This window comes from Candidatus Galacturonatibacter soehngenii, assembly GCF_008830185.1.
GTDB lineage: Bacteria > Bacillota > Clostridia > Lachnospirales > Lachnospiraceae > Lachnotalea > Lachnotalea soehngenii.
Window position 1 is genome coordinate 1,220,354 of record NZ_WAGX01000005.1, and the last position, 13,174, is coordinate 1,233,527.

General features: G+C 34.3%; 12 protein-coding genes. All 12 read right to left on the reverse strand.

Annotation, left to right across the window (positions count from 1 at the left end; genetic code table 11):
• Positions 1-88: 88 nt before the first annotated feature.
• The 12 genes from F7O84_RS13030 to F7O84_RS13085 all read right to left on the reverse strand — a co-directional run bounded on the left by F7O84_RS13030 (position 89) and on the right by F7O84_RS13085 (position 13,163).
• Complete coding sequence (locus F7O84_RS13030; RefSeq protein WP_151145938.1) at positions 89-844, reverse strand: hypothetical protein; 756 nt, start codon at positions 842-844, stop codon at positions 89-91.
• Between the two features lie 34 nt (positions 845-878).
• The gene (locus F7O84_RS13035; protein ID WP_151145941.1) at positions 879-1,892 is read right to left on the reverse strand and encodes a S66 family peptidase; all 1,014 of its coding nucleotides are present in this window, start codon (positions 1,890-1,892) and stop codon (positions 879-881) included.
• Positions 1,893-1,934: 42 nt separating this feature from the next.
• Positions 1,935-3,836, reverse strand: a complete 1,902-nt coding sequence (locus F7O84_RS13040) for a plasmid pRiA4b ORF-3 family protein (RefSeq protein WP_192451751.1) — start codon at positions 3,834-3,836, stop codon at positions 1,935-1,937.
• Positions 3,837-4,038: 202 nt separating this feature from the next.
• Positions 4,039-5,226 (reverse strand): oxygen-binding di-iron domain-containing protein, encoded by a 1,188-nt coding sequence (locus F7O84_RS13045; protein ID WP_151145944.1) that lies wholly within the window; start codon positions 5,224-5,226, stop codon positions 4,039-4,041.
• Positions 5,223-5,927, reverse strand: coding sequence for a DUF542 domain-containing protein (locus F7O84_RS13050; RefSeq protein ID WP_151145947.1), 705 nt, complete (start codon positions 5,925-5,927; stop codon positions 5,223-5,225). Before F7O84_RS13050 ends, F7O84_RS13045 begins: the two co-directional genes overlap by 4 nt.
• A 124-nt stretch (positions 5,928-6,051) precedes the next feature.
• Positions 6,052-6,741, reverse strand: coding sequence for a Crp/Fnr family transcriptional regulator (locus tag F7O84_RS13055; protein WP_151145950.1), 690 nt, complete (start codon positions 6,739-6,741; stop codon positions 6,052-6,054).
• Between the two features lie 25 nt (positions 6,742-6,766).
• Positions 6,767-8,104 carry an MATE family efflux transporter gene (locus F7O84_RS13060; protein WP_151145953.1) on the reverse strand — a complete coding sequence of 446 codons (1,338 nt, stop codon included), beginning with the start codon at positions 8,102-8,104 and terminating at the stop codon, positions 6,767-6,769.
• A gap of 110 nt (positions 8,105-8,214) precedes the next feature.
• Positions 8,215-8,958, reverse strand: a complete 744-nt coding sequence (locus F7O84_RS13065) for an amino acid ABC transporter ATP-binding protein (protein WP_151145956.1) — start codon at positions 8,956-8,958, stop codon at positions 8,215-8,217.
• 22 nt (positions 8,959-8,980) lie between these two features.
• The gene (locus F7O84_RS19485) at positions 8,981-10,570 is read right to left on the reverse strand and encodes an ABC transporter permease subunit (RefSeq protein WP_330578782.1); all 1,590 of its coding nucleotides are present in this window, start codon (positions 10,568-10,570) and stop codon (positions 8,981-8,983) included.
• Positions 10,571-10,726: 156 nt separating this feature from the next.
• Positions 10,727-11,548, reverse strand: coding sequence for an NYN domain-containing protein (locus F7O84_RS13075; protein WP_151145959.1), 822 nt, complete (start codon positions 11,546-11,548; stop codon positions 10,727-10,729).
• A 54-nt stretch (positions 11,549-11,602) separates the two neighbouring features.
• The gene (mscL, locus tag F7O84_RS13080; protein ID WP_279238000.1) at positions 11,603-12,067 is read right to left on the reverse strand and encodes a large conductance mechanosensitive channel protein MscL; all 465 of its coding nucleotides are present in this window, start codon (positions 12,065-12,067) and stop codon (positions 11,603-11,605) included.
• A 97-nt stretch (positions 12,068-12,164) separates the two neighbouring features.
• The gene (locus tag F7O84_RS13085) at positions 12,165-13,163 is read right to left on the reverse strand and encodes a dipeptidase (RefSeq protein ID WP_151145962.1); all 999 of its coding nucleotides are present in this window, start codon (positions 13,161-13,163) and stop codon (positions 12,165-12,167) included.
• Positions 13,164-13,174: the final 11 nt, after the last annotated feature.

A 13,174-nucleotide genomic window follows, 5' to 3' on the forward strand; every position in this document is an offset into this window, starting at 1 on the left:
TTGTACTAAAATAGTTATTATGGACCTTTGATTACGAGCAAGAAAATCGTAGTGTAGAGGAGAAAGTAGAAAAAGCAATGGCAAAAATTTATTTGTGATTGATGATTCTTAAAAAACGTTCCACATATTGTTTATCCAAATCACACGCATCTTGATATGTGTCATCGCTTTCTTTTATTACTCCCAATCGCATTAAGGATGTGTCAAAGTCCTCTAATTCTAGATAGGAATCCTTATAACGTTTTATTTCTTGATTTATATTTGGTACAGCAAAAACAAGTTTTTTATTATCTACATATATACTGTAAGAAAAATTTCCTAGCTTTTGATGCTCTAAAGCAGTAAACCGCTTTGAGCCAAATTCTGCCTTTACCTTATCCACATCTTCATATGAATATGTAATTCCAAATGGACAGATGGGTGAATAGTGTATGATGGTATTTTCTGTAACAAAATTCACACTTGTAAAGCTACAATATAAGCAAATAACCCAAACAAGAGCTGTCCATTTCTTATACTTCATAACGAATGAATATCCAATTTGAAAATCGACTTTCGATGTCTCACTTATTCTTCGGATTTTTAAGGCAATCCACATAAATAACCACATAAATGGTAAAACAATACTAAAAATAAAAGGTAATGCCATGATTGGATCCATTTCACAAAATAGCCACTGTTTTGGTGCCAAAAGACGTTGTTGTAAAGTAGTTAATCCCACAAAAACAGCAAGTACTGCTATGATAGTTGCTATAAGTACTGGAATCATATGCAATTTTAAATAATTTTTCTTTTTCACTCTGTATTTTTGATGTTTTCTTTTTTCAACCTCTTTTAGCTGCATGTTCCTTCTCCTGCATATGTATCTAGTTTTTGCATTATTTCAGTTCTTGCGTTATTTTCATTTTTCCATTTTCACACTCCACGATAGCATATGCCCCATTTACCAATTGCATCTGAGGTGGAATGTGCCCAATATCACAACCAAATAAAATAGGAATATCCAAATCTTGAAATGCTAGACGAAGCGCATCTCCTATTGTAAAATCTTGCTGAGGCGCATATCCACGTGGTCTTCCAAGCAAAATACCATTGCAATGTTTAAACCAATTGTTTTCACGCATCTGCCATAAAGCACGATAAATCTGGGTCGCATTCATTTCACAGCTTTCCAGGGTCCAAATGAACCCATCTGCTTGATAGTTATTCTGAAATAAATTCAGATTCGCATATTTTGTCCCAATCAAGGGACATAGCACGTCCATACAACCGCCGATGATTCTTCCTGAAAATGTAATGGGTTCCTCACATCCCAAAGCAATAATTCTTGTCTTCTTGTCAAGGCAGTACACCTGAGATGTCTCATCACCGAAATTTACAAAATCCCCAAAATAATCGGAGCTTATTTGTACCGATTTTTCCTTAGATAAAATATCAAATAAAAACAAATCAGAGGAGTGAATCTCCTTAAATCCCATACTCATAAAGTTAGACCCATGTAGCGTAGCAATATTGCATTGTAAGGTAAGTGGAAATAACAACGTTGTTATATCCGAATACCCGCATACCCATTTTGGCTCTAATCTTTTTAGCAATTCAAAGTCAAGATGCACAAGCATATCCATTAAAAATTCGCCTCCATAAGGTGGAATAATTGCCCTAACTTCTTCCTTTGTATAAAGCTCCATGAACTCTTTTGCTCTTGTCTTTGCATCTGCACTTACCATCTTTTCATCATGTCTTACCGAATCCGTAACAATTACTTGATAGCCTAGCCCTGTAACATTTGCAATTGCATGATCTAAAACTTTATGTAGATAAGGTGCGACCCCTGATGATGGTGCACATACCCCAATGGTATCACCTTTCTTTAATAACTTTGGATAATTCATAGGTACTCCCTCCTTCACTCAAATACATCCCTCTTTTTAATCCTATCTCCCACAGCATTTTTTATATTTTTTCCCACTTCCACATGGACAAGGATCATTCGGATATATTTTTTTTGAATTGCAATCTATCGTACCACCTATCCCATTTGGCATACCAAATACTGGTATTGATGTTGTATTGGAATCCAAATCAACCTTGAATTTCCCTTTTCGTATACCAGAAAAAATATTATTATTCTCTGCCATCTCATTAGGAGTATATCCTCTATTGACAATCGTCCTAGTGTTGTTCCAAACATTACTTAAAATATCTACAAATTTTTGTGTCTCTTTCTCATTCTTAAAAGATATATCTACTTCACTTAAAATATCAAAAATATCACAAAGCTCACATCCCATACTAATCTCTTGTTGAATAAGCGTACTAAGAATTTCTGCATCCATTGGACTTACATTATGACAAATAAAAAAAGCAATCAATTCATCTATTATTTTCTTATCTTGTGAAAAATATCCATTTATAGCAACATCTGCAATTTCATCTTCTCCTGGTATATAATAAGGTTTGTCTTTTCCCTGCCACTCAAGGAATTTTGTAACTTCTTGTCCCAATAGTTTTTTGTAAACAAGTCTATTCTCAACTATTTCAAAGTCTCTATAATGCTCTGGAATCATATAGAAATATTTTATAAGAGATTCCTTATCAAAAGACATTTGTTTGTTTTGGTTTGCTACTTTAACTAAAACAGAAATCGGTACCACTCCATAATACAAAGCTGCAAAAGTAAAGCAATCATAAAGCCAGCTTGTATGCGCTCTGTCTGCTTGAAACATACTTGAATTTATTTTATGATAAACTTCTATAACATCACTTGGAATCTCAATACTTTCATCCTCTTGTATCCCAATATATCCTGTGTCATAAATACGATCCAACAAAATTATTTCCTCTAGCTCAGACAATTCTTTTCCTCTTAAAACTTTTTCAAACACTTCTATTTCGATATCTCGAAATAATATAAACGCCTCTTTCATTACTTGAGGCTGTAGCATTTTTTCTACAGTCGAATCAATCAATACAGACTTTTTCCAATCAGATGAAGTGTAAATATTGTGATAGGCCGCTATTTCCCTTATATCTTCTTTATCATAAAAAGCAAATATGTCTGCCAACTTATTATTATAAATAGATTTATTCTCTTTTATATATGTATTATATAAATTTGTCAATTTTTTTAATGTGTCGTCTGTTGTATGCCAGTTTGATTTTATTGGTTTTTTCTTATTTTTTCCTGACTTACTTCCTATCAATCCTGTATTACTTTCCGATATTTCCTCATAGATTTCAATTTGTCTTCGAGTATCGCCTTTCCCTAATGTTACAAAACAACTATTTCGCAAATCATCATTGATGCTCTCTAAATCATATTCCTCGTCATAAGCAATATATTTTATCCAATCTTCTCTATCGCTATGTTCAGGATGTGACTCATCCCTTAGAATTTCTAAAGTCTGATAATAACCATCGATTCCACCACAATCCTCCATTGGACAATTTCCTTTATACTTAATTACATATGGATAATTATATGCATAGTCCCTTATCACCTTCTCAATTGTGACACGATGTGACCAGTCATCTCCCAAATCATAGGTGTAGGTAAACCACTCTTGCCCCTCCAAATATTCATTAATATAGGTTTCAGAAGCCTCTAACAAATCAAAGTTTCCAAATGGTACGAAGTCCATCGACTTATCATCTTCTCTTATCTGTAGCTCTAAATGATAAAATTCAAATTCAAAGAGATGGTATCCACTCCACCCCATTACTTTGTTTAAAATAATACTCAACTGTGAAAATGTAATTCCCGATGGTACGATACATCTTCTCCAAATAGGTGGGTGTGAGTTTTTTATTGCAATTTTTATTTGATATGCCTTCATCTTTTTCTCCATAGTTTTGACATTTGTGTTACGGTTACTTTTTCTTTTACTATATACTATTTTAAAACTTAATCGAATGCATGTCTATCATAATATTAACTATATTATTAGTTCTTATCGACTCTTCCCTCAAAAAAATTGATACAACTTAGGGTGTTGGCACAGCCAACACCCCTTTTTTTATGTTCAATATTTCTCTAATTTATTCACATAATGCCTTTGCAATTTCAGCAGTTCTTTCAAAATCTTCTTTTCTTGGATTCCATTCACACTTTGCCTCTGCCTCAACCACAGAAAAACCTGCTCCTGTTAACTTTTCTCTAAGGACTTTGGTTGCCTCTCCACTCCATCCGTAGCAACCAAATACCGCAGCTTTTTTATTTTTAAATTTAAGCTCTTTTAAAAATTCTAGCCAGCCTCCAACAGAAGAAAGAATGCTTCCACCAACGGTTGGTGAACCTACTGCAATGGCTTTTGAATTAAATACTTCGGTCATAATATCATTTTTGTCTGCTTTTGAAATATTAAATATTTTTACTCTTGTATTTGGAGAGATTTCAGAAATCTGAGTACTTAATTTATGTGCTAGTTGCTTGGTTCCTTCCCACATCGTATCATACACAATTGTAATCTGATCCTCTTGGTAGTTTTGGGACCACTCGTAATATTTTTCTACAATCTGCATTGGATTCTCTCTCCAAATAGCACCATGACTGGTTGCTATGATATCAATTGGTATATTCAGTGCTTGAATTTCTTCAATCTTCTTTTTTACGAGTGCTGAAAATGGAGTCAAAATATTTGCATAGTACTTTAACGCCTCTTCCCAAAGCCTGCACTGGTCTGCTTTGTCGTTAAATAATTCCTCCACTGCAAAATGTTGTCCAAATGCATCATTGGAAAACAAGATATTATCTTCAGTCAGATAAGTTGCCATACTATCTGGCCAATGAAGCATTTTCATTTCAACGAAAATTAACTTTTTACCATTACCAATATCAACTGAGTCACCTGTTTTTACCACTTGATAATTCCACTCTGGATGATGATATTGTCCTACCAAGGACTTTACACCACTTGCCGTACAATAGATTGGTGTGTTTGGGATTTTTTCCATCAAAGCAGGTAAAGAACCACTATGGTCTATTTCACCATGGTTTGCAACAATAAAATCAATCTCTTTTAAATCAATTTCTTTTTCTAGATTATCAATAAATTCCGTAGAATGTGGCTTCCATACGGTATCAATTAACACAGTCTTTTCTTCTTGAATTAAATAAGCATTTTGGCTTGACCCATGATGAATGCTATAATCTGCTCCATGAAAGGATTCTAGTTCCCAGTCCATAATACCAACCCAGTTTACATTGTTTTTTACAAGTTTTTTCATTCTTTTATTCCTCCTTCATATTTTGGAAATAGTATTGAATTCTCAGTAAATATATGAATATAAATATCTTCTATCAATTCCTGCATCTTTTGAAATAGTAATTGATAAGAATTACATACATTAGCTGGAAGTGTAAAATGATTTGTACAAGCTTCAATCTCTTTTATAATATTCCCAGCCGCTTCATGTTCATTCTCTAATTCCTTTACATATTCATACTCATACTCTTGTGACAAATCATTTTTCATATATGAAAAAATTAATTTTTCTTCTTTTGCAAAATGCTCCAAAAGTTCCTTCCTTAAATCAGAAAAAAGAGCATGTAAGGAAACAAGTTGCTTTGTATGTCGTTCATAATGTGCAAGTAGAACTTTATTCATTAATTCATCCGTTTCTTGAATTAAGTTTCGCTCTTTTTTATGGTGCGTTACAATTATATAATCAATTAATTCGTTTACCTCCATGGCCATTAATTGTTCTACCTTTAATACTGGTTCATCCTGTCCTTGTTCCGCTTTTTCTTTCAGCTTTTTATTTAATAAATCGATAAAGCTCTTTGGATCAAGTCCTAGTTCTCTAACAGCATCTTCCAACTTATCATTACCACCACAGCAATAATCAACGTGGAAGTCTTTTAAAATTTCGATTGCATTTGGATACGCTTTTACAACATCTGCGATTGTCATATTTTTTGTAATCATTTTATCTTCCTCCTATATCATAGCTAGTTGCTTTTGTTTTTCTTTGTAAACTCATTATAGTAGCTATAAAAAGATAAAAATGTGATTCAAATCATTATTTTAAATTTTTTTTAATTTTTTTAGTTTATTTTCCGTTTTCAAATATATCTCGAAGTAATTCTTTTTGTAAAACTTCAATTTTTTTATTTCCTTGTAATAAAATGATACCATCTTTTTGAAGTTCCCCAAGCTTTCTGCTAATAGTCTCTCTTCTTACGTTGATGTGCGCCGCAATATCTTCTCTGGTCAATTCAATGATTTTACTTTTAATTTTATTGCTTTGAAATAAAATAAAACCAGCCACTCTTGCCTTTGCATCATTTATGGATAAGAGCTGGACAAGTTCATTTGCAAAAGACAGCTTCTCTCCTATTACATTTAATATCTTTATCCCAATTTCTGGTCTTTTTAAAATTAATTCTTTGATATCCTTTAAAGAAATCAAACATACACCTGTTTCCGTTAACGTAATGGCATTTGCCTCAAAGGTCTTGCCCGCAAAAATATTTTGCTCTCCGTATATATCATTATCCACTAAAATATCAAATACATATTCCTTCCCCTCCAAGGAATAGTGATTCATTTTCACTTTACCATAACGAATAATCATTATTCTATCTGCTTGATCTGATTCATGAAAAATTGTTTCACCTTTTTTATAGTCCAAATGCTTTGCCTTTTCAACCAAAGCAATCTGCTCTTCCCTAGAAAGAGGTTCAAAAAGGGTAATTCTAGATGTACACAATCGATTACAATTATTGCAACTATGTTCCATATCCTACTCCTTTCTACAAAAACACTTACTTGATTTCAATATATCTCCATTTACCTGTTCTATATTGTGCAAACGAAATTACATAATTCGTTAGCCAACCAATCGGAACCGCATACCATACCATGGAAATACCAAACCGCGGTGCCATAATAGAAGCAAAGCTGACACGAATAAAAAGATTTCCTAAGTTGGCAATCGTAAATACCTTCATATCTCCCGCTCCTCGAAGCAATCCATCTGTAATCATTTTAAGACCAATTAACACAAAAAACCATCCCATAAATTTCAGATAGGAAGCTCCTGTTTCTTGTGCTAACATTGTTCCATCGCTTCCTAGAAATAACGAAATGATTCTATTATGAAATACTTCCAAAACGATACAGTTTGTCAGCGCAAAAAAAGCAACGATGCCGTATGAGGTATAATATCCTTTTCTCGCTCGTTCATATTCTTTTGCCCCCATATTTTGGGCTGTAAATGCAGAGATTGCATTCCCCATGGCTGCCATTGGTACTATTGCAATACTTTCTACTCTCATTGCTGCTGAGAATCCAGCCAGCATTTGCGTCCCAAAGCTATTGACAACGCTTTGTACCAACATCATACCAATTGCAACCGTGGATTGCTGTAGAATGGATGGAAATGCAATACGTGACATGTTTTTTAATTCTTTTCCATCAAATATACTGGTTTGTTGTACCGTATGGGAAGAAATAATTTTTAAAAATAAAGCAAAAGAAATAATAGCAGATATTCCTTGGGCAAGAAAGGTAGCCCATGCGACTCCTGTAACCCCCATATTTAGAATATATACCATATATAAATCAAGTAAAATATTTAAAATTGAAGAAAAAATAAGTAGATACAGTGGAAACTTAGATTTTCCAATTGCATTAAACATAGCAGAAAGCACATTATACATAAACAAAAAAGGAAGACCTAAAAAATAAATGTTTAAATATTGTGTTGCCATATCCAAGATTGTCTTCGGTGTATTTAATAGTCGCATAATGTCTTTACTAACCAAAAGTCCGAATGCAGCTAAAAAAATACTAAGACAAAGAAATGCCACGAGTGCCGTATAGGACGACTGCTTCATCTTCTTATAATTTCTGGCACCAAAATAGCGCCCTGTTATAACGGAAGCACCCACACCACCGCCGATTGCAATACATATAAATACATTGGTAAGTGAATACGAGGCGCCTACTGCAGCTAATGCATCTTCACTTACAAAACGTCCCACCACCATGGAGTCTGCCATGGTATAAAACTGCTGAAATAGATTACCTATCATCATAGGCAATGCAAAAACAATCAAAGCCTTTAGAGGCTTTTCGTGTATTAGATACTCTTTATCCATAAATTGATTCCTTCCTTTGTGCTATTGCTATCTTTCCCTTCTCTTACAAAGATAATACAATCTATTAAAATCAAAAAGAAGATACCTTAATGGTATCCCCTTTTGTCATATTATGCAAGTTCTGGTAATGTACGTTTTAAAAATTCTTTTGTTCTTTCTTGTGTTGGGTTTTGGAAAATCTGTTCTGGACTTCCTTCTTCTACAATAACGCCTTGATCCATAAAGACTACACGGTCAGATACTTCCTTTGCAAAGCCCATTTCATGGGTAACCACGAGCATGGTCAAACCATTGTCTGCTAATTCTTTCATTACCTTTAATACCTCTCCAACCATTTCAGGATCAAGTGCAGAGGTTGGCTCATCAAAAAGCAATACGTCAGGCTCCATAGAAAGCGCCCTTGCAATGGCAACTCTTTGCTTTTGCCCTCCAGAAAGCTGCTTTGGTTTTGCCTTGATATATTGATCCATTCCAACAATTTTTAAAAACTTCATTGCAACTTCTTCTGCTTCTTTTTGTGTACGCTTTAATATTTTAACCTGTCCAACGACACAATTACTTAATACATTGTGATTGTTAAACAAGTTAAACTGCTGAAACACCATTCCAAGCTTCGTACGATATTGATAAATATCGTGCTTATCATCTAAAATGTTTTCACCTTTATATATAATCTTTCCACCTGTTGGCTGCTCTAACAAATTAATGCAACGAAGAAGGGTTGATTTTCCCGATCCAGAAGATCCAATAATACAAACTACTTCTCCAGACTTTACCGTAAAATCAATATCCTTTAGTACTTCATGTGTTCCAAAGGACTTACTTAAATGTTGTACTTCAATAATTTTTTCCATTTTTTTCTCCCTTTCTTTCTTGCTATACCTGCATCTGATTCATCGAATAATTCGCAGGACCATCCAGACGTTTTTCAAGATAACGAAGGATTCTGGTAACGGTAAATGTCATAACAAAATAAATTACACATGCAACAAAGAAGGATTCAAAATATCTAAAATTATTACCAGCCACTGATTTGGTCTGGAAATATAATTCTGTTACTGCAATTACATTTAATACTGAAGTATCTTTTATATTAATAACAAACTCATTACCTGTAGCAGGTAAAATATTACGAATCGCCTGTGGGAGAACTACATTGCACATAGTTTGAAAGTGATTCATACCAATCGCTTGTGCTGCCTCATACTGCCCTTTGTCAATAGAAAGAATACCACCACGGATAATCTCAGACATGTAGGCTCCTGTATTAATAGAAACAATAAAAATTGCCGCACCTACTGGATTCATATGTATACCAAAAGCCAATGCTGATCCATAATAAATTACCATGGCTTGTACAATCATCGGCGTGCCACGAAATACTTCTACATAAATCGCAAGCAATGCATGAACAATTCTTTGCAACACTCTTCTTGCCTTTTTAACAGGCACTGGAATGGTTTTGATTACTCCAACTATTAATCCAAGTAAAAATCCAAGAATTGTACCAACCATAGAGATTAGAAGTGTCATCCCTGCACCTCTAACAAACATAGGACCGTTTTCCTTTAAGATACTTACTACCCAAGAGATACTTGATTGCTCTGTGTCTGTACCTGGCTGATTCTTAATGGCTTCATCCATTAACTGCTGACGCTCTTCTTGGGAAACACCTGCTAAAATCTCATTGATTTTTCCGGTTAACTCACTGTTTTTTGCAACACCTACAGAAATAGCGGTATCTTCTTCATTTGTGACAAATCCTTCGCTAAACTCTATCATTGCAAAATTCTTATTCTTTGCAGAAGCACTGACTCCCTCTGGTCTTTCTGATACATATCCATCGATAATACCAGATTGAAGTGCAACTCGCATGGCTGTAAAATTATCCATTGCTGTCTGCTTTAAAACTCCGTTGATTTGATCAATTACGCTATAATGAAACGTATTTAACTGAGCCGTTACCTTAGCACCTGAAAAATCATGAATCGATGTAGCCTCTTCATAGGCTCCGCCCTTTAAGACTACCATTACCAAATCAGACTTATAATAAATATCTGAAAAGTCAATGGTCTCTTTTCTTTCTGCAGTAGGAGACATACCTGCTATGATTGCATCAATTTTACCTGATTGAAGTGCTGGAACCAAGCCATCCCACTCCGTTTTTACAATCACTAGTTCCTTGCCTAATTGCTCTGCAATGATTTTGGCTATCTCGACATCATAACCGCCTGCAAATTCTTCATTTCCAGCAATCCTTACTCCACCATTTGAATCGTCTTGTTGTGTCCAGTTAAAAGGTGGATACCCTGCTTCCATACCAACACGAAACACATTATCATTTTCTACAGTTGTTGCGTTATTTTGTGCTGCCTTTACGGTTTGAGCCACATTTACAAATCCCCCAAACAAAAAAGACATTAGGAATAATACAACTATAATTTGTATCTTTAATTTCTTTATCAAACTCTTATCTCCTTTAACAGTTTATTAAATCCTCATTCCCTTTTGGCATAGGCCAAATACCATGAAACATCCGTAATAAGTCTAAAAGAAAGCACAACACTTGTCAACTACTAGTTTTCGAATCTAAATGGACATTTCAGGTAATTGAAATCGTTTTTAATCCCTACATTTGTAGGCAACAATATTAACCTTACCTTTTCCTTTGTATTTCGTTATTTCATATTTCTCTGGGTAAGCTGCAAGAAGGTCTGGTAACTTAGCAAAACCATATGCACGAGAGTTAAAATCTGGCTTTACTCTTTTAATATAAGGACCAACTGCACTAACATTTGCAAAACCAGCTTCATTTTGATACTTTTCATAGGCTATTTTTAATAAGCTATGGATTTCTTGAATGTTGGCAACCAAATCAACTTTTTCTTTCTCGGTTGATACATTGATTTGATTCTCTTTACTGGCTTTTTCTTTGGAGATTGCTTCTGTTATATTTTTATCCTTTGTCTCTTTTTCAATCTCCTCTTCTATTTTCTTATCATCTTTGGCCTGAATTAACTCAATCAGTATAAAGTCATCACACGCATTTTTAAAAGACTCTGGCGTCTTGCTTTCTCCTGCTCCTATGATGTATTGACCTGACTCTCGTAAACGAATCGCCAAAGGTGTAAAATCACTGTCACTTGATACTAATACAAACGCATCGTACTTATCCATAAAAAGTAAATCCATAGCTCCAATTACCATTGCAATGTCTGTCACATTTTTACCTGTTACATAGTCAAATTGCTGTTCCGCTTTTATGGCTAATCGTTTTAATTCAGACTCCCAATTTTTTAACATGTCTTTTTTCCAGTTTCCATATGCTTTTTTAACAACAATTCTTCCATAGGTTGAAACTTCATGAAGAATCGCTTCAAGCTTAGATAATTGTGTATTGTCAGCATCAATTAGTACTGCCATTTTTTGAAAATTATCTTCCATTTTGGTCTCCTTATCATAATATTACTTGGTGTAATAAACACTTTCGTATGCTTTTTATTTATCCTTTGAGAGTAAATCACGAATTTCAGTAAGTAGTTCCACTTCTTTTGATAATTCTTGCACTTCCTCTTTTTTCTCTTCTGGTTTTTCTTCTGTTTTCTTTTTGTTAATGGAATTGATACCTTTAACAATAATAAATACGCAGGCTGCTGTTATTAAAAAGGTAATTACAGATTCTAGAAAACTACCTACATTAATATAAGGATTGTTTCCCCATGGTATTGTAAATCCTAGCTTTTTAAAATTGATGCCAACTAAGACCGTCCCAATGATTGGCATTAAAATATCACCTACCAGCGAATTAACGATAGAAGTAAAGGCACCTCCGACAATAACACCCACTGCCAAGTCCATAACATTGCCACGAGATATAAAGGTTTTAAATTCCTCGAAAATACCTCCAGCTTTTTTTATACTTTCCTGACTCTTTAAATCATTCACTTTTTTTGAAAAACTCATACTATGTGCTCCTTCCACTCGTTTTCTTTATTTTAGTTGACGAAAAGGAGGGTTGTCAAGCATGAAGCTTTCAGCAAGTGCTTGTATCATTTGTTTTTTAAATCAAAAGTTCTTTATATAAATGCAATACATTTTTATAGAAAATGGCTTCTATCTGCGAATGTTTAAAACCTTCTTTTTCTAAAGCCTCCAAAAGAAGTGGAAGCATCGAACAATTCTTCATCTCTAGTTTACCTTCAATCCCATCAAAATCCGATCCAAGTGCCAGGCATTCAATTCCTCCAATATTTGTAATATGTCTGGCATGGCTTGCCATAAGAGCAACACTACTATGACAGTCCTCCTCGGTTTCTCCTTCCTCTAAGAAGTTTGGGCTATAATTTAACCCTATCACTCCTCCCCGCTGTGCTAGTTTTCGTATCATATCATCCGTTAGATTTCTAGGATGCCTACACAAGGCTCTGGCATTGGAATGGCTGGCAACAAAAGGTTTTTTCGTATATTGTAAGACATCATAAAACCCTTCGTCTGAAAGATGTGATACATCAACAATGATTCCAAGGCGTTCCATTTCAATAAGAAATTCAATTCCTTTTTTCTTAAGTCCAAGCCCTTTTTCAAACTCATATTCATATTTGGATTGAGAACTTTTGGAGCGTAAATTAGGAAAACCTAATTCATTTTCAAAATTCCAAGTTAAGGTCATCATACGAACTCCAAGTTGATAAAGAATCCGAAGAAAACTAAGTTTTCCTTTGCAGACAGCTCCTTCTTCCACTGTCAACATTGCGCAAATCTTACCCTCTTGTATATTTGTTTCAATGTCTTCATATGTTTTAACTGCCCTAATCTTCTCTTTATTTTTTTCCATTTCTCTATAAAATATATCAATTTGGCTTAATGCAGATTCAAAAGGATCTAAGTTCCTTCCCAGATTGACAAATATTGCAAAATTCTGTAGCAGGTAGTCTCCTTTTCTTAATTTTTCCAAATCAACATGAAGCGAGTTTTTCTCTAATTCCATAGGTTTTTTGTTATCCCATTGGGAATACCAAAGTTCTGCCATCGTATCGCAATGCAAATCTACTACTTTCATTCTTTTCCCCC

Bases quoted from the DNA above. Each gene is read 5' to 3' on its own strand.
- F7O84_RS13030 (WP_151145938.1), bottom strand. From the start codon at position 844: ATGCAGCTAAAAGAGGTTGAAAAAAGAAAACATCAAAAATACAGAGTG.
- mscL (WP_279238000.1), bottom strand. From the start codon at position 12,067: ATGAGTTTTTCAAAAAAAGTGAATGATTTAAAGAGTCAGGAAAGTATA.
- F7O84_RS13040 (WP_192451751.1), bottom strand. From the start codon at position 3,836: ATGAAGGCATATCAAATAAAAATTGCAATAAAAAACTCACACCCACCT.
- F7O84_RS13045 (WP_151145944.1), bottom strand. From the start codon at position 5,226: ATGAAAAAACTTGTAAAAAACAATGTAAACTGGGTTGGTATTATGGAC.
- F7O84_RS13055 (WP_151145950.1), bottom strand. From the start codon at position 6,741: ATGGAACATAGTTGCAATAATTGTAATCGATTGTGTACATCTAGAATT.
- F7O84_RS13065 (WP_151145956.1), bottom strand. From the start codon at position 8,958: ATGGAAAAAATTATTGAAGTACAACATTTAAGTAAGTCCTTTGGAACA.
- F7O84_RS13035 (WP_151145941.1), bottom strand. From the start codon at position 1,892: ATGAATTATCCAAAGTTATTAAAGAAAGGTGATACCATTGGGGTATGT.
- F7O84_RS13085 (WP_151145962.1), bottom strand. From the start codon at position 13,163: ATGAAAGTAGTAGATTTGCATTGCGATACGATGGCAGAACTTTGGTAT.
- F7O84_RS13075 (WP_151145959.1), bottom strand. From the start codon at position 11,548: ATGGAAGATAATTTTCAAAAAATGGCAGTACTAATTGATGCTGACAAT.
- F7O84_RS13050 (WP_151145947.1), bottom strand. From the start codon at position 5,927: ATGATTACAAAAAATATGACAATCGCAGATGTTGTAAAAGCGTATCCA.
- F7O84_RS13060 (WP_151145953.1), bottom strand. From the start codon at position 8,104: ATGGATAAAGAGTATCTAATACACGAAAAGCCTCTAAAGGCTTTGATT.